Origin of the sequence: Flavobacterium sp. FlaQc-48 (assembly GCF_044007335.1) — a bacterium.
In the GTDB taxonomy this organism is placed as follows: domain Bacteria; phylum Bacteroidota; class Bacteroidia; order Flavobacteriales; family Flavobacteriaceae; genus Flavobacterium.
Genome location: NZ_JBIPCR010000005.1, coordinates 248940 through 270395, shown reverse-complemented (window position 1 = coordinate 270395; position 21456 = coordinate 248940). Strand labels below are relative to the sequence as shown.

At 35.0% G+C, this 21456-nt stretch carries 24 protein-coding genes; 16 read left to right on the top strand and 8 right to left on the bottom strand.

The window, feature by feature from the left end:
• From ACHRWY_RS10605 to ACHRWY_RS10570, 8 genes are all read left to right on the top strand, one after another.
• A complete protein-coding gene (locus ACHRWY_RS10605) occupies window positions 1-696 on the top strand; it encodes a hypothetical protein (protein ID WP_395354423.1) in 696 nt (231 codons plus the stop codon).
• Window positions 697-707: 11 nt separating this feature from the next.
• A complete protein-coding gene (locus ACHRWY_RS10600; protein WP_395354421.1) occupies window positions 708-1085 on the top strand; it encodes a hypothetical protein in 378 nt (125 codons plus the stop codon).
• 3 nt (window positions 1086-1088) lie between these two features.
• The gene (locus ACHRWY_RS10595) at window positions 1089-1640 is read left to right on the top strand and encodes a GNAT family N-acetyltransferase (RefSeq protein ID WP_395354420.1); all 552 of its coding nucleotides are present in this window, start codon (window positions 1089-1091) and stop codon (window positions 1638-1640) included.
• Window positions 1641-1824: 184 nt separating this feature from the next.
• On the top strand, window positions 1825-2079 hold the full coding sequence (locus tag ACHRWY_RS10590) for a hypothetical protein (RefSeq protein ID WP_395354418.1): 255 nt from the start codon (window positions 1825-1827) through the stop codon (window positions 2077-2079).
• A gap of 4 nt (window positions 2080-2083) precedes the next feature.
• The gene (gene hemF, locus ACHRWY_RS10585) at window positions 2084-2986 is read left to right on the top strand and encodes an oxygen-dependent coproporphyrinogen oxidase (RefSeq protein ID WP_395354416.1); all 903 of its coding nucleotides are present in this window, start codon (window positions 2084-2086) and stop codon (window positions 2984-2986) included.
• A 306-nt stretch (window positions 2987-3292) separates the two neighbouring features.
• Entirely contained in the window at window positions 3293-3751 is a 459-nt protein-coding gene (gene tnpA / locus ACHRWY_RS10580) for an IS200/IS605 family transposase (protein ID WP_395354415.1), read from the top strand.
• 99 nt (window positions 3752-3850) lie between these two features.
• Window positions 3851-4789, top strand: coding sequence for a DUF4421 family protein (locus ACHRWY_RS10575; protein WP_395354413.1), 939 nt, complete (start codon window positions 3851-3853; stop codon window positions 4787-4789).
• A gap of 48 nt (window positions 4790-4837) precedes the next feature.
• The gene (locus ACHRWY_RS10570; protein WP_395354412.1) at window positions 4838-5740 is read left to right on the top strand and encodes a fructose bisphosphate aldolase; all 903 of its coding nucleotides are present in this window, start codon (window positions 4838-4840) and stop codon (window positions 5738-5740) included.
• 76 nt (window positions 5741-5816) lie between these two features.
• Here ACHRWY_RS10570 and ACHRWY_RS10565 read toward each other — a convergent pair whose 3' ends face one another.
• From ACHRWY_RS10565 to ACHRWY_RS10555, 3 genes are all read right to left on the bottom strand, one after another.
• Window positions 5817-7646: a hypothetical protein gene (locus tag ACHRWY_RS10565; RefSeq protein ID WP_395354409.1), complete on the bottom strand. Its 1830-nt coding sequence runs from the start codon at window positions 7644-7646 to the stop codon at window positions 5817-5819.
• A 3-nt stretch (window positions 7647-7649) separates the two neighbouring features.
• Entirely contained in the window at window positions 7650-8282 is a 633-nt protein-coding gene (locus tag ACHRWY_RS10560; protein ID WP_395354407.1) for a hypothetical protein, read from the bottom strand.
• A 117-nt stretch (window positions 8283-8399) separates the two neighbouring features.
• The gene (locus ACHRWY_RS10555; protein WP_395354405.1) at window positions 8400-8717 is read right to left on the bottom strand and encodes a hypothetical protein; all 318 of its coding nucleotides are present in this window, start codon (window positions 8715-8717) and stop codon (window positions 8400-8402) included.
• Window positions 8718-9025: 308 nt separating this feature from the next.
• Here ACHRWY_RS10555 and hemB point away from each other — a divergent pair, with 308 nt between their 5' ends.
• The 3 genes from hemB to ACHRWY_RS10540 all read left to right on the top strand — a co-directional run bounded on the left by hemB (window position 9026) and on the right by ACHRWY_RS10540 (window position 10967).
• A complete protein-coding gene (gene hemB, locus ACHRWY_RS10550; RefSeq protein WP_194619869.1) occupies window positions 9026-10018 on the top strand; it encodes a porphobilinogen synthase in 993 nt (330 codons plus the stop codon).
• Window positions 10019-10020: 2 nt separating this feature from the next.
• The gene (locus tag ACHRWY_RS10545) at window positions 10021-10431 is read left to right on the top strand and encodes a c-type cytochrome (protein ID WP_395354404.1); all 411 of its coding nucleotides are present in this window, start codon (window positions 10021-10023) and stop codon (window positions 10429-10431) included.
• An 86-nt stretch (window positions 10432-10517) separates the two neighbouring features.
• Complete coding sequence (locus ACHRWY_RS10540; RefSeq protein WP_395354402.1) at window positions 10518-10967, top strand: GyrI-like domain-containing protein; 450 nt, start codon at window positions 10518-10520, stop codon at window positions 10965-10967.
• Between the two features lie 54 nt (window positions 10968-11021).
• On the opposite strand, the gene ACHRWY_RS10535 is transcribed toward ACHRWY_RS10540, so the two are convergent.
• Together ACHRWY_RS10535 and ACHRWY_RS10530 are read right to left on the bottom strand one after the other, a co-directional pair.
• A complete protein-coding gene (locus ACHRWY_RS10535) occupies window positions 11022-13082 on the bottom strand; it encodes a M13 family metallopeptidase (RefSeq protein WP_395354400.1) in 2061 nt (686 codons plus the stop codon).
• Window positions 13083-13302: 220 nt separating this feature from the next.
• Complete coding sequence (locus ACHRWY_RS10530) at window positions 13303-15363, bottom strand: M13 family metallopeptidase (RefSeq protein ID WP_395354398.1); 2061 nt, start codon at window positions 15361-15363, stop codon at window positions 13303-13305.
• A 201-nt stretch (window positions 15364-15564) separates the two neighbouring features.
• On the opposite strand from ACHRWY_RS10530, the gene ACHRWY_RS10525 reads away from it, so the two are divergent.
• From ACHRWY_RS10525 to ACHRWY_RS10505, 5 genes are all read left to right on the top strand, one after another.
• The gene (locus tag ACHRWY_RS10525) at window positions 15565-16488 is read left to right on the top strand and encodes a DMT family transporter (protein ID WP_395354396.1); all 924 of its coding nucleotides are present in this window, start codon (window positions 15565-15567) and stop codon (window positions 16486-16488) included.
• 152 nt (window positions 16489-16640) lie between these two features.
• Window positions 16641-17306, top strand: coding sequence for an SCO family protein (locus ACHRWY_RS10520; RefSeq protein ID WP_395354394.1), 666 nt, complete (start codon window positions 16641-16643; stop codon window positions 17304-17306).
• 104 nt (window positions 17307-17410) lie between these two features.
• A complete protein-coding gene (locus tag ACHRWY_RS10515) occupies window positions 17411-17650 on the top strand; it encodes a FeoA family protein (protein ID WP_068841809.1) in 240 nt (79 codons plus the stop codon).
• On the top strand, window positions 17650-19749 hold the full coding sequence (gene feoB, locus ACHRWY_RS10510; protein ID WP_395354392.1) for a ferrous iron transport protein B: 2100 nt from the start codon (window positions 17650-17652) through the stop codon (window positions 19747-19749). Before ACHRWY_RS10515 ends, feoB begins: the two co-directional genes overlap by 1 nt.
• A 6-nt stretch (window positions 19750-19755) precedes the next feature.
• Complete coding sequence (locus ACHRWY_RS10505; RefSeq protein ID WP_393046336.1) at window positions 19756-19878, top strand: FeoB-associated Cys-rich membrane protein; 123 nt, start codon at window positions 19756-19758, stop codon at window positions 19876-19878.
• Window positions 19879-20348: 470 nt separating this feature from the next.
• On the opposite strand, the gene ACHRWY_RS10500 is transcribed toward ACHRWY_RS10505, so the two are convergent.
• From ACHRWY_RS10500 to ACHRWY_RS10490, 3 genes are read right to left on the bottom strand one after another with little or no spacing between them, the layout of a single operon-like run.
• Window positions 20349-20564 carry a hypothetical protein gene (locus ACHRWY_RS10500; protein WP_395354390.1) on the bottom strand — a complete coding sequence of 72 codons (216 nt, stop codon included), beginning with the start codon at window positions 20562-20564 and terminating at the stop codon, window positions 20349-20351.
• 6 nt (window positions 20565-20570) lie between these two features.
• Window positions 20571-20714: a hypothetical protein gene (locus tag ACHRWY_RS10495; protein WP_395354387.1), complete on the bottom strand. Its 144-nt coding sequence runs from the start codon at window positions 20712-20714 to the stop codon at window positions 20571-20573.
• Window positions 20715-20746: 32 nt separating this feature from the next.
• Window positions 20747-21400 carry an HD domain-containing protein gene (locus ACHRWY_RS10490; protein WP_395354386.1) on the bottom strand — a complete coding sequence of 218 codons (654 nt, stop codon included), beginning with the start codon at window positions 21398-21400 and terminating at the stop codon, window positions 20747-20749.
• Between the last annotated feature and the right edge of the window lie 56 nt (window positions 21401-21456).

Below are 21456 nucleotides of genomic sequence, written 5' to 3'. Positions count from 1 at the left end.
ATGTTTGCCAATATAAACTTCCATAAAAATTCTCCGTTTTCTTTCATAGAATATGGGTTTCAGGCGTATTATGCGACTGTTTTTTTAATGGTTTGGATGCATCCGGAAGAACATGATGTTAGTCTGATAAATGACCTGGCTGTTTTAATGGCCTTCGAATTTATAATGGTCCATTCGGGCGTTTTTATGGCGGTTATGCCTAAAAAATTATCACTCTTGGTGTTTTTTCCCATGTATGGACTGTTTGCTTACGGTTTTAATCATTCTGTAGTTAATACAAATATTTTTTATATCTATTTGCTAACCGTTTTAAACCGGATGCGATTTGCTTTTTCAGATGTAAGTCCGGAAATTAGGGCAATACAAATAGGGAAATCTGTTGCTAAAGCAATGTTTTATTTCTTTTTAATTTTTGCTGTAGCATTTGGGAACGCCTTGATTCCGAAATTTGGATTAACAGAAGATTTTTTAGAAAAATCACACTATTTTGACACTGTAAAATCAAGCGGATTGTTTATAGAAAAACCCTATGTACCAATATGTATGGGTTTTATATATTACTCTTTACCCGTTTTGTATTTCATCTACCGCACAATTAAAAATTTTGGCAGACATAATAATGATTCTTTTCCGGATGGAAAATTGATATTTAGTCGTACAACAACAACTTACAATCAGAAATCTAAATCCAGTTAAAACAGTAAACCATGCTCAACAAAGGCTTAAGAGACGAAGAAAGTATTAGAATAGAAAACACGCTGCGAACTTTGCATGCGCTCATTTTTGTTCCCAAGTTTTGGAATGCTGAAGATACAAGTCTTATAGACGAGCAACTTAAAAGTTTTGGTTTAAGCTTAGAAAGAACAATTGAAATACCCGAAGAAGAATTAATCATTCTATTACAACAATGTCACTTAGATTGGAACCAGCAAGAACAATTTGCAGATATTTTAGTTGGCTTATCCCAGGAAAAACAATTTGATTTTTTAGGAAAAGCACTTGCCATTTACCAATATATTCAAAAGGAAAGCAAGGTTTTTTCGTTTGGTATAAATACTAAAATTGCTTCGGCTAAAAACAAATAGGACATGAGTTTTACAGATTGGAAAACAGAGACAATTGACCATATTCTTCCGGAAGAGTTTTACAGCCTCACCGAAAAGAACAAAAGTCATATAGGCAAAACTTTCCCTGTTACATTAGCTAACTCTGATTCTCTAAAAAAAGCAGCGCATTTTTTAAAAGTAAGTCTTGACAAAGAGAAAAACAAAGAAGGTTATCATTTTTATGCCAGAGATATAAAAACCAATGCTTTAATTGGTTATTTGTGTGTTAAAACCATAGATTACCGCATTTCTAAAAGTGAGTTGGGTTATTTTACAGATCAGGAGTATCAGGGAAAAGGAATTACCTCAAAAATGGTTGCTGATGCACTGGATTTTTGTTTCAATACATTAATGCTGAACAAGGTTTTTATATGCACCTCTGAAATCAATTTGGCAAGCCAGAGAATTGCATTAAAGCATAATTTTAAACAAGAAGGAATTTTGCGGGATGAATTTAGAAATGGTGATGGTGAATTGCAAAACACTGTTTATTTCGGACTGCTTAAATCAGAATATAATAACGATGAAAGATAAATTTTAGCTAAAAATAAAGATGCCTTCTTTTGAAAAAATTTTAACCGCAACATTAGATTTTGATTTCAAAAAATTGAATCCGATATATCAGGGCTTTTTTGTGATGCTTTTTTTTGCAATATATTTTTGCACCTGCTCTTATTATTCCAACGATGCTAAAATTAGTAAAGACGGGTACAGAAATATGTTTAATGAAAAATATTCAGGATTAATTGTAAAAAAATATTTAGATAAAGATAACAGAATGTCTCCCACTTTTAAACTAAAGGACTCCAGTGAAGTATATGGTTATTCTGTTCTTTGGGAAAAAGCTGAAATAGGAGATTTATTAGTAAAAAAAACAAACTCAAGATTTGTAAAAATTTTAAAAAAAGATACTACGATAGTATGTGATATGAATGTAGCATTCAAATATCATGATACTTTCCCAGAAAAATAAAATCATGAAAGATAAATTTTACGCATACATACAAAAGTTACAAGACCAGATCTGCGCCGGATTAGAAGCTGTTGACGGAACTACAAAATTCCGTGAAGATCTTTGGAAACGACCTGAAGGCGGTGGCGGAAGAACACGCGTTATTGAAAACGGAGCTGTTTTCGAAAAAGGCGGTGTCAACATTTCAGCCGTTCACGGCAAATTACCGGAAGCCATGCAAAAGATGTTTGGCGTTGGCGAAGCTGATTTTTTTGCCTGCGGATTGAGTTTGGTTTTGCATCCTAAAAACCCAATGACCCCAACGGTTCATGCCAACTGGCGTTATTTCGAAATGTACGATGAAGCCGGAAAAGTGATCGAACAATGGTTTGGTGGCGGACAGGATTTAACGCCTTATTATTTGTTTGAAGAAGATGCCAGACACTTTCATCAAACCTGCAAAACGGCTTGCGACAAACACAATCCGGAGTTTTATCCAAAATATAAAAAACAATGCGATGCTTATTTCTGGAACGCACATAGAAATGAAGCGCGTGGAATTGGCGGTTTGTTTTTTGACTATTGCAAGGCAAACGAGCAAATGTCAATGGAAGACTGGTACAATTTCGTCACCGAAGTTGGTGATAGTTTCTTAGAAGCCTATGTTCCGATTGTTGAAAGAAGAAAAAATCTCGAATATACTCCTGAAAACAGAAACTGGCAGGAAATCCGTCGTGGCCGTTATGTCGAGTTTAATCTGGTTCATGACAAAGGCACTTTATTCGGTTTAAAAACGAATGGAAGAATCGAAAGTATTTTAATGAGTTTGCCTCCGCATGTGCAATGGGTTTACGATCATCATCCAGAAGCCGGAAGTGAGGAAGAGAAATTGGTCGATGTTTTAGAAAATCCGATTGATTGGGTTTAATATTAATACACGAATTTATATTGTTATAAATATGTCGCTCCTCTGGAGCTTTTCGCGACGTCCATAATTTTTGCTATAAATATTCTGTCCCTCTGGGACTGGCTGTAGAATACATTTTTACAAAAGCTCCAGAGGAGCTAAATATTTATAAAACAATATATTACCATTTAAATAAAGCTCCAGCGGAGCGACATATTTATAACTATCAACAGGATTAAACATTAATCTTTTTACAATAAAAAGAAATATTTATCTTACAAATTAAATTTATTAACTAGTTTTACTATCAATAAATTTAATTTAAATATGGCAAACACTTACTCTCAGCTATATATCCAAATTGTTTTTGCAGTTAAAGGAAGACAAAACTTAATTTCAAAAAATAATAAAGACGAGATTTATAAATATATCACAGGAATCATTACCAATCACAAACAAAAACTGATTGTCATTAACGGAATGCCAGATCATATTCATATCTTAGTTGGAATTAAACCGGATATCTCATTATCTGATTTAGTAAGAGACATTAAATCAAGTTCATCTAAATTCATAAATGAACAAAAATGGATAAATGGAAAATTTGAATGGCAAACTGGTTTTGGTGCTTTTTCATACGGACATTCACAATTGACCAATGTTATAAAATACATTGAAAACCAAGAAGAACATCATAAAACAAAAACATTCGGAGAAGAATATATCGCATTTTTAAAATTATTCAATATTGATTTTAAAAATGAATATCTTTTTGAAGACGTTTAAATTAATATATCGCTCCTATGGAGCTTTAAAACTTTTCGGCAATTCTATTGCTATAAATATTTTGCTCCGCTGGAGCACGATATAATTATTATTATAAAAATGAACTCCAAACTGATTTACATAGCATTTTTTACCAGCATTTTTGGGTGTTTTGCCCAAAATGATTCGCTGCAAAATCCTTATTTTAAATCGTATAATGATAAAATTACCACCAGTGTTTATTATTTAGACACTTCTAATAGTTTTCAGATTGCTTCAGGCACTCAGAATTCAGAAACATTTCTTAATCTTATTCCGAATAGAAGAGAACAGATTGGTTTTAATTTAAACTATAAAATCATTGATGTTTCTCTTGGTTTCGCACCAAAATTTCTTGGCGGCAATAAAGGCGATTCAAATTCTAAACATTTTAATTTCAATACCCGTTTTTATTATAAAAAATGGATGCAGTCTTTTACTTTCATCAATCAAAAAGGATTTTATATCAGTGATGATAATATAACGGCACAATTACCCAATATGCGTACTACGAAAATTGGCGGATCAACGTCTTATGTTTTCAATAATAAATTTTCTTTTAAAACATTGGTTAGCCAAAACGAATGGCAAACTAAGAGTTCTGGAAGTTTTATTCCAACTTTCTCATTTTACTACACCAATATAGACTTAAACACTCCCGATACAACACCTGGAGATATTTATGTATTTACTTTAGCTCCTTCCTATTTTTATAATTTTGTAATTAGTAATAGGGTTTTAATTGGTGCCGGAGTTGGTTTAGGCGTTGGAATTAATGATATCAGCGGTGATACATCTGCCTTATATCAGGCTGATTTCAATTTAAAATTAGCGTATAATAACGACCGTTTCTTTGCTTTTGCAAGTATGAATGCTACAAGTTTTGCTCAGGACGATAAGGTCAGTCCTCGATTGAATGATAATATTGTAACTTTAAAACTTTCTGCAGGTTACCGATTTGATCCACCAAAAAAAGTAAAGGATATTTATGATAAAGTAAATCAGAAAATAGGTTTGTGATAGTCATTAAATTTAAAACCTTCATTCTATAATCTAAAATAAAATATTATGAAAAATAGAGAGAGATACATAGCGCAATTAAACCGTATGCATTCCGGTAAAGGATTTATTGCCGCACTGGATCAAAGTGGCGGAAGTACCCCAAAAGCACTGGCTCAATACGGCGTACAAGAAAGCAGTTTCTCGAATGACGAAGAAATGTATACACTTGTACATGAAATGAGAACCCGAATTATTAAAAGTCCGGCATTTGACCGCGAATATATTCTGGGAGCAATTTTGTTTGAAAACACAATGGATCGTAAAATCGATGAACAATGGACAGCCGATTATTTGTGGGAGAAAAAAAATATAGTTCCTTTTCTAAAAGTCGACAAAGGACTTGCTGACCTTGCCAATGGTGTACAATTGATGAAGCCTATTGCTAATCTGAATGAATTGCTGACTCATGCTGTAGAAAAAAATGTTTTTGGGACAAAGATGCGTTCCGTAATTAAGGAAGCTAATGCTACAGGAATCCGTGAAGTAGTCGAACAGCAATTTGCGGTAGGTTTACAAATTTTCGAAAAAGGACTTATCCCAATTATTGAACCTGAGGTTGATATTTATAGTGCTGATAAGGAAAAATCAGAAGAAATCCTGAAAGAAGAAATCCTGAAACAGCTAAATTCATTGGACAAAGAGGTAAAAGTAGTGCTGAAACTATCCATTCCAACTGTTAATGATTTTTACAAAGAACTCATGTCAGATCCGCATGTGGTGCGTGTTGTGGCATTGTCCGGCGGATACGACCAGGACGAAGCCAATGATAAACTTTCGCAAAACCACGGATTGATTGCCAGTTTCTCGCGAGCATTATCCGAAGGCCTGGCAGCTGATCAGTCTGATGCTGATTTTAATACTAAATTGGGCAAGACCATAAAAGAAATTTATGCCGCTTCGATCACATAATCAAATGCTCTTTTAATACATAAAAAAATCCCCGAAAGTTTCAATTTTCGGGGATTTGCTTTTTATAATTTTAAAACTATTTAGAGGTTAATTCCTGAGCTAAATCTAACGTTTGCAAAATAATATTTTTATCCGATTTCAACGAGTTCAATTTAAATCCGAAAACCAATTTATTGTTGATTAACTTTTTAGGAGATTCAAATGTGATGTCTGAAAATTGCTCCGAAAACCTGCTAAATTTTCCTAAATCCGCAGGGTTAGCTTTGCCCGATTTACCAAATGCATTTATTAGCTCAGCCATATTCAGTTTTCCAAACATATAATTTTTCTTCAAATCCTTTTTGGCTTCACCGGAAAATGTACCGTTACCGGCATTAAAATAGTCCAGTGTATTGGCTATTACAATAACATCTTTGTCTTTTTTGATGATGATGTCTCCGTATTCTTTGGTTCCGCTAATAACATAGTAATTGTCTTTTTGCACCAGTACTTTTTTGCGAACCCCTAACTGCATCAATTTATCAGCAAAAGTAGGATGCGTCGAAGTAAAAATCACAGAAAATAACGGAACTGATTTCTTAGTCTTTTTATCGATTATTTTCTCTTCATAGTTTTCATCGTATTCGTATGATTTGGTCATCACTTCAATTTCCTTGAAACCGTACAAAAACGCGCTTAAATCACCGTCAAAAAGTGTTGCAGTGGCCTCTTCATCAACAATTGTCGAAATTAAATCGGTAACAACGGCAATATCTTCTTTTACCAGTTTTGGACTTTGAAATATATCTGCCATTAGAGACGGGAAATTTTCCAGCGCCGCTTTTGTATTTACATGATAAGACATATAACCCAAAGGCTTTTTCGCAGGGAAATAATTAAAAACATTCTTGTTTATTTTTCTATTCGTGATTTTACTCACCACTTCGGCAAGCTCCGGAGAATATTCGACAACTTCTTCTACCCGCGCATTATTGTTGTCAAAATAAAAATCAAGATTAATACCTTTTATAAAATTCCCGAAGTTTTTCTGCATAGGCAAAAACTTATCATAACCTCCAAAAATGGCCATTGGATAATTGGACATAGAATATAAACTTGTCATTGCAGCGCTATAATTTATCCAGGACGAAATATCGGCATTGGCGTTTATCTTTTCTGAACCTGGTGCTGTAAATCCATTTTCGAATAACGTTTTTATAATCTGACTTAGCTTTTCTGTTTGTTCCAGATTAAAAGTAGCTTCCTGAATCGTGTACGGTGCGTTTGGGGTATACTCTTGTTCTCCATTGTACGGAACCGGAGCTTCTTCAACCGCAATTGGAGCCTCATTTACGGGAGTATCGATTATGATAGAAGGTTCCTCTGTTTTTGTTTCTTCGTAAACCTCAGCAACAGCAACAGAATCTTGTAAAACGGTTTGATTTTCGGTTGTATAAAACCTCGAAGGAAGTCTTTGGGTCAATTCCAGAATAACCAGATAATTATCGTTCCATGCCAAAGTTTTGTTTTTGCCTTTTGTATTAAAAACAGCATATTTGCCCAAATCCTGAATCTGAACGTTTCCAGCTTCACCATTCCCAAATTCCTTTATTATAAATTGCTTCACTGCTTCTCTGCTTTTTACAGGAATTGTAACCTGATAGTACGGAATACTGTCTGAGAATTTTCCGTGAATGGTTATTTTTTGATCTAACTGAATAAGCGAGGTGTACTTAGTAAAATCTAAATCAGGTTTTTTAGTGCTGTACCTGGTTACGATAGGATGATTCAGGATTTCGGCAACGCTAACTTTTTTAGAAAGCTGGTTTCCGTTAAACTGAACAAAATAATCGTATTCGTTATTCTTGATTTGTCCAAAAGTTAAATACGTGGCGAATAATAAAAATAAAGTATAAAAGTGCTTCATAAATCAGGGAGTTAATTGGATTGTATTGTTCATTAGGGCCGATTTTTTAAGCACGCTGTACATACTCTGTTTTAAAAATACGGTCTTTTTGTTTTGTGAAATTTTGCTGTTTGGGTTCTGCACAGCCTGAACATCTTTATCGAATGTATAAATGGCAATAATACTGGCGGCTTCCAGATCTTTCTTTTTCTTCGGGTCTTTCACCACTTTTTCCGGAACCGGATAAGAGGCAATTCTTTCGAAATTTTTTTCGCTTCCGCTAAAATGAATCTGATCGCGCTGATTGTTTATGGTATTGACAACCGCATTCAATGCTTTTAAATTAGCATAATTGAGTTTGATAATGAAAACATAATTTTCAAAATCAGTCTTAGTGGTAACGTTTGTAATTCCGTCGATTTTCGAAGCTTTTATTTTAAAATCCTCCAGTTTTTTAGTGATTTCCTGTTCGTTAGGAATTTTTACGCCATCGACTTCTTCGAGCCAAATTGCTGATTTTGTTTTAAACCATGATTTCGAGAAATCGACCATCAGTGTATACTCGCCACTTTGATCGTCGTGGTGTTTGATTCTTTCTGTTATTTCAAAACAACTTGTCAAAAGTAAACAACAGCATAAAGCGAGAAATTTCTTCATTAGACAAATTTAATGGGAATTATTTTAAAAAACCATAAGATTACAGAATTCTTAAAACCAGATTACATTCATGAAATAAAAAAAGCAAAAATGAAAAACTTGCCAGAATTAATTTATCTACTTTATTTGATTTCCATCCATATCAAAAAAAGGAGCATCATCTTTAAGATCAAAATATAAAGAACTTTCTTCTTCGCTTGCACGCCAATCATCACCTCTTACCTCCCACATCGATATAAGTGCGAATAATTCATATATTGTTGTGGCACTAAAAGAATGATGTCCTTTTTTTGCTTCTATCAGATACATACAATCACTTCCTTCTCGGTTGGTTAAAATACAATCAACTATTTCAACCTCATAACCTTTTTCTATAAGTGCCCAATAGCAAGGAGCTTCTGTATTACCGGCAATTCTAATTTTAAAATGACACATTATATTTTGTTTAAATTTATTTATTTTCTAATTCAGGAACAATAAAAAAATAAGATTTTTCTTTACTTTACAAAGTTACTTCGAAATTTAATACTACCAAACTTTTAGATAACATTAACGGATTCTGCTACTGGCTAATTACCTTATTCTGTTCATTTTTCTTTAACTTTGCGACACTTATTAAAAAGCAACATAATCTTCAAAAAAACAAAAAAACAACTGCATTTTTTAGAACAGGAATTAATCCGTTTGTTTTCAAAGAAAAAAGATTAAAATCTGAAATCTAAAATCTAAAAATCTAAAATTATATGTTCCCACTACAAAGAAACCGCCGTTTAAGAACCAATGAATCGATTCGTTCTTTAGTTCGTGAAACCAGTTTGAGTCCACAGGATTTTATGCTTCCCATGTTTGTTGCCGAAGGAAAAGACGTAAAAGTTGCCATTCCGTCAATGCCCGGAATCTACCGTCATTCGCTGGACAACACCATCAAAGAAGTAAAAGAAGCCTGGGATTTAGGAATCAAAGCGGTGAACATTTACGTAAAAGTTAGTGACAGTCTAAAAGATAACAAAGGTGTCGAAGCCTGGAATAAGGATGGTTTGATGCAACAAACGATTCGTGCCATTAAAGATGCCGTTCCGGAAATGATTGTGATGCCGGACGTAGCTTTAGATCCATACTCAATTTATGGTCATGACGGAATTATAGAAAATGGTCAATTGATCAATGATGCAACAGTTGACGCTTTAACCCGAATGAGCTTAAGCCATGCTGAAGCCGGAGCTGATTTTGTGGCACCAAGTGATATGATGGACGGACGTGTTCTGGCCATCAGAAAAGCTTTAGAAGAAAACGGACATCACAATGTGGGAATCATGAGTTATAGTGCCAAATATGCTTCGGCATTTTACGGGCCATTTCGTGATGCTTTGGATTCTGCTCCGGTAGATTCTCAAAATATCCCTAAAGATAAGAAGACATACCAAATGGATTATGCGAACCGAATTGAAGGAATTCGCGAAGCCTTATTAGATGTTGAAGAGGGTGCAGATATCGTTATGGTAAAACCGGGAATTGCTTATTTAGACATTGTCCGTGAGGTAAAAAATGCCGTTCACGTACCGGTTGCCGTATATCAGGTATCTGGTGAGTACGCTATGGTAAAGGCCGCAGCCGAAAGAGGCTGGTTAGATCATGACAAAATTATGATAGAGCAACTGTATTGCATTAAGCGTGCAGGTGCCAGTATTATCTCTACTTATTTTGCTAAAGAAGCAGCTTTACTATTAAATAAATAATGATGAAAAAAGTACTATTCTTATCCGCCGTTTTAGCGTTGGCATCTTGTAAAAAAGAAACTCAGGAGCCTTTTGAAAAATCAACTGAAAACACAACTGAATCTTATTCTGAAGGAGAAACAGCAAAAGCTACCACTCCGGAAGCTTTAGGAAAACAAATTTTTGAAGGTCAGGGAAATTGTGTTTCCTGTCATCAACCGGATCAAAAAGTAATTGGGCCAAGTCTTCAGGAAATTGCCAAAACCTACAAAGACAAAAAAGGTGACATTGTTACGTTCTTAAAAGGAAATGCAGACCCTATTGTTGACCCGAGTCAGTTTGCAGTTATGAAAACGAACTTCCCAATTACACAGGCAATGTCTGATGAGGAACTAAAAGCACTTGAAACTTATATTTACAGTCATTTGAAATAATGCAGGGAAGTTTTGTCCTGTTACTGACATACTGCTGTCACTACTGCGGTTTATATTTGTGACAGAACAAATAAATCTTTTAAATAATGAGCATTCAAAATTTTAATGTAATTGGGATTTCGGTAAGAACCACAAACGAAAACGGACAATCAGGACAGGACATTCCGGTACTTTGGAACAAGTTTATGTCTGAAGGAATTCTGCAGCAAATCCCGAATAAAACAAGCGATGCTGTCTATTGTATCTACACAGATTATGAAAAAGACCATACGCGCCCTTATACAACGATTTTAGGCTGTGTTGTAGAGAATTTAAATGTTATCCCCGAAGGAATGGTTGCTAAAACAATTTCAGGAGTTCATTACAAAAAATTCACAGCCAAAGGCAATCTTGCAGAAGGAGCTGTTTTTAACGAATGGGTAAAAATCTGGAATTCAGACTTAAACAGAATTTATACCGAAGATTTTGAGATTTACGGAGATCGTGCCCAAAACCCTGAAGATGGGGAAGTCGATATTTACATCGCCATTACATAAACCTTTATAAACAAAAACGGCGCTAAAATTAGCGCCGTTTTTTATGGTTTTATATTACCAGATTTTAACTCTCTTTGCAGGATCAAGATACATCTTATCTCCTTTTTTAATATCGAAAGCCTGATAAAAAGCATCTACGTTCTGAATTGGCACAACTGCTCTGTACATTCCAGGAGAGTGCGGGTCTGTTTTGACCTGACTCTTAATTGCTTCATCTCTTGATTTTGTTCTCCATACGGTAGCCCATGAAATAAAGAAACGTTGCTCTGGTGTAAATCCGTCAATTAGACCAGGATTTCCATTTGCTTTTAAATACAACTGTAATCCGTCGTAAGCAGCGTTGATTCCGCCTAAATCCCCAATGTTTTCCCCTAAAGTAAATTTACCGTCTACGTGAATTCCAGGTAAGGGCTCTAAAGCGCTGTATTGATCTGCCAAAGCAGTTCCAAGTGCTGTAAATTGTTTTAAATCTTCCGGTGTCCACCAGTCAACAAGATTTCCATCTGCGTTGTAACGTGCTCCTGAATCATCAAAACCATGAGAAATTTCATGTCCGATTACAGCACCAATACCACCATAATTAACTGCTTCGTCAGCCTGATAATTATAGAAAGGAGGTTGTAAGATTGCTGCAGGGAAAACAATTTCGTTATAAGATGGGTTAAAATAAGCATTAACTGTTTGTGGCGACATTCCCCACTCTGTTTTATCAACTGGTTTACCCAGTTTAGCTACATTTTCTGCATAAGCCCATTTTGATAAATTTTTCATGTTATCAAAATAAGTTCCGCCTTCGTTAACATTTTTAAGTTCTAACTTAGAATAGTCTTTCCATTTATCAGGGTATCCAATTTTAATGGTTAGTTTCTTCAGTTTTTCGATTGCTTTTGTTTTAGTAGCTGCAGACATCCAAGGCAATGCATTGATTCTGTTTTCGTAAGCCAGCATTACATTCGCAATCATTTTCTTGGCTTTATCTTTTGCTTCTGCAGGGAACAATTTCTCTACATACAATTTTCCTAAAGCTTCTCCGGTTGCCCCGTTAATTACCTGTAATGCTACTTCTTCACGAGGACGTTGTTTTAATGCACCCGTTAATGTTTTTCCGTAGAAATCAAAATTAGCATTTTCAATATCAGTCGTTAAAGTTGAAGCTGTTTTGTTTAATAAAGACCATTTTAAATACTCTTTCCAGGCTTCTACTTTCTTTTCACTTAACGTTTTTTCCAAAGCAATCATGTAACGCGGTTGTGCCACATTTACAGTATCTAACTTCGTCATTCCAATTCCGGTGAAATATTTATCCCATTGAATGGAAGGTGTATTCTTTTTTAGATCCGCAATAGCTGTTGGGTTGTATTGTTTTCTGCGATCTCTGCGCTCAACACGGTCCAGTCTTGGAGCAGACAATTCTACCTCTAACGCTACGATTTGTCTGGCACTTTCTTTTGCTTTTGCAGGAGACTCTCCAATAAACTGTAACATTCTGGCAAGGTGCACTTCGTATTTTTCACGTTTTTCTTTTGAATCTTTATCATCAGAGTTGTAGTAATCTTTATCAGATAATCCTAAACCTCCCGGGCTTAAGTTAACAGAGTTTTTATTACTGTTTTTGGCATCAGCCCCAACATAAACGCCAAAGAAACCAATACCGCCCTGAGGTTGCATTTCAATAAAGAAATTTTGCAGATCCGTTACGTTTTTAATGGCATCGATTTTCTTTAAATAAGGCTGAAGTTGTGTAATACCTCTTTTATTACGTCCAACAGTATCCATGATCGTATTAAACAAAGCAATTGCCTTACCCTGATCCGTGTTGGATTTATACTTAGGATCTTTTGAAGCTTCTTTTAAGATAGCAAGGGCATCGTTATCAGTCTTCTGACGCAATTCATTGAAACTTCCCCATGAATTTCTGTCACTTGGAATTTCCGTTTTTTCTAACCAGGTTCCATTTACATAACGGAAAAAGTCCTCTTTTGGACTAACTTTAGTATCCATGTTTGAAACATTGATACCTGGCTCTTTCTTTTTTGCATCTTGCGCCTGAACTGCAGTAACGGTAATCATTGCAGAAACAACACAAAACATAGGTTTTCGTAGCTGTTTAATCATTTTTATTTATAGTTTTTAGTATATCTACAAACATATTGCAATTATTTCAAACTCCATGTTAAATTTATCAAATAATTAGTTGAAGTAATCTCATCCGGTCTAACGTTTATTTGGATCAAAAAGCTTTAGGACAGGAACAAATCAACAGGCTTATTTAGCACAAAATTCAGAAACAAAAAACGGCGCTAATAAAGCGCCGTTTTTTTTATGGTTGTACCGATTACCAGATTTTAACTCTTTTATCCGGATCAACATACATTTTATCTCCTTTTTTAATTCCAAAAGCCTGATAAAAAGCATCAACATTCTGGATTGGCACAACGGCTCTGTACATTCCAGGAGAATGCGGATCTGTTTTTACCTGATTTTTAAGGGCTTCATCTCTTGTTTTAGTTCTCCACACCGTTGCCCATGAAATAAAGAAACGTTGTTCGGGTGTAAATCCGTCAATTAATCCAGGGTTCCCATGTGCTTTTAAGTACAATTGCAAACCATCGTAAGCAGCATTGATTCCGCCTAAATCGCCAATATTTTCACCTAAAGTAAATTTACCGTCTACATGAATTCCCGGTAAAGGCTCTAAAGCGCTGTATTGATCTGCCAAAGCAGTCCCAAGTGCTGTAAATTGTTTTAAATCATCTGCAGTCCACCAGTCCACCAGGTTTCCATCTGCATTATAACGTGCTCCTGAATCATCGAAACCATGTGAAATTTCATGACCAATTACAGCTCCAATTCCACCATAATTTACCGCTTCATCTGCCTGGTAATTGTAAAAAGGAGGTTGTAAAATTGCCGCCGGAAACACAATCTCGTTGTATGACGGGTTGTAATAGGCATTTACCGTTTGCGGTGACATTCCCCATTCTGTTTTATCAACCGGTTTGTGTAATTTTTCGATTCCTTTTTTGAAATTCCATTTGTTCAGGTTACGGGCGTTTTCGAAATAACTTCCACCCTCGGCTACACTTTTAATGGTAAGTGCCGAGTAATCTTTCCATTTATCCGGATAACCCACCTTTATGGTGATCTTATTTAATTTTTCAATTGCTTTTACCTTTGTGGCCGCAGACATCCATGTTAAATTATTGATACGGTTTTGGTAAGCCAAAATAACATTATGAATCATATCGACTGCTTTGGCTTTTGCTTCTGCAGGAAATACTTTTTCTACATATAATTTACCAAGGGCTTCACCAATCGTTGTATTTACAACCTGCAAAGCTTTTTCTTCACGCGGTAATTGTTTTATGGCGCCTCTTAGCGTTTTACTGTAAAAATCAAAACTGGCCGTTTCGATATCTGTTGACAATTTTGTCGAAACTGTATTTAGCAGGTCCCATTTCAAATATTCTTTCCACTGTGCTACTTTGTTTTGAGTAAAAACAGTTTGCAGGGCTTTCATATATTTAGGTTCCATAACCACTACTGTATCTAACTTTGCCAGACCAATACCGGTAAAATAAGCCTCCCATTTAATCGCCGGAGTTAACTTTTGAAGCTGGGCGATTGTCATTGGGTTATATTGCAAACGACTGTCTCTGCTCTCCACACGATTTAATCTTGGTTTTGACAATTCTGTTTCTAAAGCTAGAATTCCCGCTGCATTTTGTTTTGCTTTCTCAGGAGATTCACCAATAAACTGCATCATCTTCGCCACATGAAGCTGGTATTTTGCCCGTTTTTCTTTAGAATCTTTATCGTCAGATGTGTAATAATCTTTATCCGGTAATCCCAAACGGCTTACGCCAAGGCTTACTGAATTCTTTGAGCTGTTTTTTTCATCGGCTCCAATATAGATCCCAAAAAACCCGGAACCACCTTCCGGCTCCATTTCAACCAGATACTTTTGAAGATCAGCTACGTTTTTAATGGCGTCAATTTTTTGCAGGTATGGTTTTAAAGGTGCTATTCCAACTTTATTTCTACCCACTGTATCCAATATAGTAGAGAATAAATTAACTGCTTTACCCTGATCTGTATCTGATTTATATTTTGGATTTTTCGATGCTTCTTTCAGGATAGACATTGCATCTTTATCTGTTTTCTTAATCAATTCATTAAAACTTCCCCATGTCGTACGATCACTTGGAATTTCAGTTTGACTAAGCCATGTTCCGTTTACATACTGAAAGAAATCCTGACTTGGACTAATTTTAGTGTTCATGTATGAAACGTTAATACCAGGTTCTTTTGAAGTTGCATTTTGTGCTTTCACAGCTGTAAATGAAACTGTTAGAAAAAGGGCGCAGAATAAGGGTCTGCCAAGTTGTTTTTTCATTTATATATAAGTTTTTGGTCCTTATACAAACGTATTCCTAATATTTGAAACGCTATGTTAAAATTTTTGAAATAATTGTAAAAAAATAAATTATCAGAACATTTTAATAGATACTATCGAATATTTTCATGTATTTAGCCCTTACTTTTTAGGGATTATTAAAATAGTTTTCGGAATATTTGCGAATCGAATACAGTCAAAATGAGAGCAAGAATTCAGAATGCCGTTTCAGGAAAAATTGATGCCATCGGATTACCGATATTGGCTTTATGTTGGGTGAGTTTTTTTTGGGGCACAACCTGGCTGGCCTCTAAAGAAGGTGTCAGATATATGCCAGCTTTGCAATTGGTAACCATTCGTCAGTTTTTAGGCGGAATTTTGTATGTAAGTTATTTTTTTATAAAGAAAGAACCCTGGCCAAAAGGAAAAGAATGGCGAACAATATTCGTTTTAGCCATTTTAAATTTTATGTTTAGTAATGGCTTAAGTACCTGGGGCGTTAAATATATGAGTAGCGGATTGGGTGCCATAATTACTGCGCTTTTCCCCATCTTTATCATTATCATTAATTTTTTTAACGGTTATAGAATTGCACGAATGGCTTTGCTTGGAATTCTGATAAGTTTTGGAGGTATTTGTATTCTTTTCGTCGATTATATTGCTGATATATTAAAACCAGAATTTCAATTCGGGATTATTTTAATGACTGTATCTACTATCACCTGGGCTTTTGGCATTTTACAAACAAAGAAAAAAGCAGCAAGTTTTAACCCTTATTTTAGTTTAGGATTACAGATGCTGATCTCAAGCGTGTTTTTATTTGGAATTACCGAAGCTGCAGGAATTAATATTCCATTTGCTGAAATCCCACTGCCTTCATGGTGGGCCATTGCTTATTTAGTTATTATGGGTTCGGTTTTAACTTTTATCGCTTTTATCTATTCATTGAAGAATCTTCCAACAGAAATTAGCAGTATTTATGTTTACATCAATCCTATTGTGGCTATGGTTTTAGGATCTTTTATTTTTGGAGAAATACTTACAAAGGCCGTTGCGATTGGCGCAGTTGTAACATTAACAGGAGTTTATTTGGTGAATAAATCTATCAGAAAAGTTAAGAAGTAAATCAAATACGCTTTTCTGCCATGAATTCACGAATTAAAAATAAAAAAATAATTCGTGAATTCGTGGCGATTTACTTCCACTATCCTGTTAAAAACAACACATTATTCGGTTTTTAAAACGTGCTTTTTGTATTTTTGCGGCAAATTATTTTTATGAAATCGTTTCTTTATAAATACCGAAAATTTTTTATTGTTCTAATGGTATTTTCGGCTGTCACTATATCTTTATTTTATTCGGCTTTAAAGCCACAAAAAACATTGCCAATTTATAACCCTGCCGATGTAAACCCTGAACTGGTTGACAGTACCATACAATATAAAAGTAAATACCACACTATTGCTGATTTTAAGTTTGTAAATCAAAACGGAGATACGATTACCCAAAAGAATTACGAAGGAAAAATTTATGTGGCTGATTTTTTCTTCACTACTTGCGGTTCTATCTGTCCAAAAATGACAACAAATCTCGAAGAAGTTCAAAAAGCGGTTTTGAACAATCCGAAGGTAATGCTGCTTTCGCACACCGTTTTTCCTGAGGTTGACAGTATTCCGGTCTTAAAGGAATATGCCATAAAACATCATGTTGCTGACAGCAAATGGAATCTGGTTACCGGAGATAAAAAAGAAATCTACACTATGGCCAGAAAATCGTACCTCGCGGTAAAATTAGGTCGTCCTGATCAATTGTATGATATGGTACATACTGAGAATTTTGTTTTGGTCGATCAAAAAAGACGCGTTCGTGGTTTTTATGACGGGACAAATAAAGAAGAAATCAAACGCCTTTTAGAAGACATTAATTTCTTGTGTCAGGAGTAAAATGCCTTATTTTTAGAAACATTTAGCATTTACAAAAGTGTTAAATGCCTTGAAATAAAGAATAATTGTCTACTTTTGCAATCTAAATTCAATCTAAATAAGCTTTGCAAAATACTATCCATACTCTGAAAAAAGGCGAAAAAGCCATTATCAAAGATTTTGATATCGATTTGATTCCTTTAAAATTATTAGAAATGGGTTGTTTGCCGGGCAACGTAGTAGAATTGCTTCAAATTGCTCCTTTTGGAGATCCATTATATTTAGATATCAATGGTTCACACGTAGCCATTCGTGTTGAAACTGCTCGTGAAATTGAAGTTGAACTTATCAAAACCAATTTGTAATGAGCATTCAAAATATCAATGTTGCCCTTATCGGGAATCCAAATACAGGAAAAACCTCTGTTTTTAATCAGCTTACAGGTCTAAACCAGCAAGTGGGGAATTACCCCGGAATTACGGTTGAGAAAAAAATCGGGTTTTGCAAACTGCCTCATAATATCAAAGCCAACATTCTGGATTTACCGGGAACCTATAGTCTGAACGCCAGTTCGATGGACGAAAGTGTGGTAATTGAACTTTTGCTCAACAAAAATGATAAATTATATCCGGATGTTGCAGTCGTGGTAACAGATGTTGAAAACCTGAAACGAAATTTACTGATTTACACTCAGATAAAAGACCTTGAAATCCCGACAATTTTAGTGATCAACATGTCTGATCGTATGGAAAGCAAAGGAATTACTTTGGATATTCCGTATTTAGAGGAAAAATTAAAAACTAAAATTGCTTTAGTAAGCTCGCGTAAAGGTTTAGGAATTGATGCATTAAAAGAATTAATCGTTTCGTACAGAAGCATTCCGCATGAACCTTGCTTAAACGCATCAGTTATGGATCCTGAATATTTTGAAAATTTAAAGCAGGCATTCCCGAATCAATTGTTGTATAAATTATGGCTGGTGATTACGCAGGATGTGAATTTTTCAAATTTGGACCGAAATGAAATCAGAAGCACTTTTACCAAATCACATTCTGAATTAAAACGTTTACAGCAAAAAGAAACCATAAAACGTTATCAATTTATAAACGATGTTTTAAAACAAGGTTTACAGGTCGATGCGTCAATGGCAAAAGATATCAGGGCCAAACTGGATCGTATTCTAACACACAAAGTTTGGGGTTATGTTATTTTCCTGGCAATCTTATTTTTGATTTTCCAGTCGATTTTTAGCTGGTCGACGATTCCAATGGATTTTATTGACAGTACTTTTGCTTCTTTAAGCAGTTGGGTTGCAGCAGAATTACCAAGTGGCATTTTAACCGATTTACTCTCACAGGGCATTGTACCCGGAATTGGCGGTGTTATTATCTTCATTCCTCAAATTGCCTTTCTGTTTTTATTTATTTCGATTTTGGAGGAAAGCGGTTATATGAGCCGTGTGGTCTTCCTGATGGATAAAATCATGCGTAAGTTTGGTCTCTCCGGAAAAAGCGTTGTACCTTTAATTTCAGGAACTGCCTGTGCCATTCCGGCGATTATGGCAACCCGAAATATCGAAAACTGGAAAGAACGTTTGATTACTATTTTGGTAACACCCTTTACAACCTGTTCTGCAAGATTGCCTGTTTATACGATTATTATTTCCCTGGTAATTCCAAATGAACGCTTGTTTGGATTTCTAAACATGCAGGGACTGGCTTTGATGTTATTGTATTTACTAGGTTTTGGAACTGCTATTCTTTCGGCTTATATCTTAAATAAAATATTGAAATTCAGTGCAAAAACCTATTTTGTTGTTGAAATGCCAAGTTACAAATTGCCGTTATTCAAAAACGTTGCGATCAATGTAGTGGAGAAAACTAAAGCTTTTGTTGTTGGGGCAGGTAAAATTATCCTGGCAATATCTGTTGTTTTATGGTTTTTAGCTTCCTATGGCCCCGGAAAAGATTTTAATGAAGCAGAAAGCATCGTAAAAGAAAGATTTGCCGACACGCCGCTGGATGAAACAACATTCGAAAACGAAGTTGCTTCTCAGAAATTAGAGAACTCGTATATCGGGATTATGGGTAAAGCAATTGAACCTGCAATCTCTCCATTGGGTTACGATTGGAAAATTGGAATTGCGATTATCAGTTCGTTTGCAGCACGTGAGGTTTTCGTGGGAACTTTAGCCACTATTTACAGTGTGGGAAGCAGCGATAACGAAGCGACCATAAAAAGTAAAATGCAGGAAGAAATAAATCCTGAAACCGGACACAAGATCTTTAATTTTGCCTCCGGAATTTCTTTATTGTTATTCTATGCTTTCGCGATGCAATGTGCCAGTACATTGGCCATCACCAAAAAAGAAACCAACTCATGGAAATGGCCGGCAATGCAACTGGTCTTAATGAGTGGCCTTGCCTATTTTGTAGCGCTTTTTGCGTATCAACTTTTAAAATAAACGATCATGGTACAAGAAATTATTGCCTTTGTCATCTTATTTATCGCCATAGGTTTTCTGATCAAAAAGTTCTTTTGGAAATCTAAAAAGAAAAAAGACTGTGGCGACGGAAATTGTGGTTGTAGCTAAATTATAAACTCTTGCGGTTTTGCAGTGCAAATTTACGCGAAGGTTTTACAGCTTTTAGTTTATTCGCTACAAAAGGAATCGTTACTCCGGAAGTCTGCACTAAATATTTGATCTTATTTTAATACAAAAAAACCTTTTATAGCCTTTCTTCAAAATTTGACCAACTTAAATTTGCTTAATTTAAATGGATCAAAAAATGACAGACTTCGATAAAACAGAAATAGTCCGAGACAACAGAGTGGCCAGATTATTATGGTTTACTTTAGGTTTTCTGTGTGCAACGGTAATTGTTTATTTTATTTTAAAGTCTAAATTGTAATTTTCAAGGCTCAAAATACCAATACAAGAAACTATCCTAAAAAGAACGTGATGATTTATTCGCATTCATCCATTCTCTTTAAAAACAAAACGGCTTCAGATCATGAAGCCGTTTTTATTTTGTTATCGGGAAAAGGCAATTAAAACCTTTATTAATCAGTTTTATTAGTAGTAATGTTATTGTACAACGTATCAATTTCTTCTTTTTTATGCATTAAGAAATCAATGAAATCCTTAACGGAACGTTTTTCAATTATATTTATAAAATATACATTTACCTGTTTTTCTAAATCTTCGTTAATCAGATAATAATCCATACCTTCTTTTAAATATACACCCAACGCCGGCATAATAGCCTTGAAAACCATACTTAATTACTTCAAAAAAAAGTCAGGGGTAAAGATTTTATCCTGGTTTAATTTCTCACATAACATCAATAAAGATGCGATTCCTGTTCTTTCTTCAGATGAGATTAAGCTATCAATGTATTCTACTTCTATAATCTGATTGTATCGCATAGTATAGTTTTATTGAAAACGAAGACTCAAACTTACTTCACTCCTTCCCACTCCGCATAAAACTGAGCCAGAAAGGTTTCCATAAAACGATGTCTTTCGGCTGCGATTTGTTTTCCGGTTTCGGTATTCATTTTATCTTTAAGCAATAAAAGCTTTTCGTAAAAGTGATTTATTGTTGGGGCATTATTCTTTTTGTACTCTTCTTTGGTCATATTGGTAATGGGGGCAATTTCGGGATTATACAAAGCTCTGTTTTTAAATCCGCCATAATTGAACGCTCTTGCCACTCCAATTGCTCCAATTGCATCTAAACGATCTGCATCCTGAACGATATCCAATTCTATAGAGGAAAACTTCTTTTCGAAATTTCCGCCTTTATAAGAGATGTTTTCGATGATATTCACCACATGTTGAATAATGGCTGAAGAAACACTTTCGGATTCTAAAAACAAACGGGCTGTTTTAGGGCCTATGGTTTCATCTCCGTTATGAAATTTACTATCGGCAATATCGTGAAGCAAAGCTCCTAACTGAACCACTACCAGATCACAGTCTGTTCCTTTTGCAATCAAAAGGGCGTTTTTATATACACGTTCGATGTGAAACCAATCGTGCCCGCCTTCGGCATCATTTAATTTTTCTTTTACAAAAGCGATTGTTTTGTTTATTAATTCAGCATTATTCATAGTTCTATTTTTTGCTTATCCGGGATAATTCATGGTACTGCAATGGCACACAGATT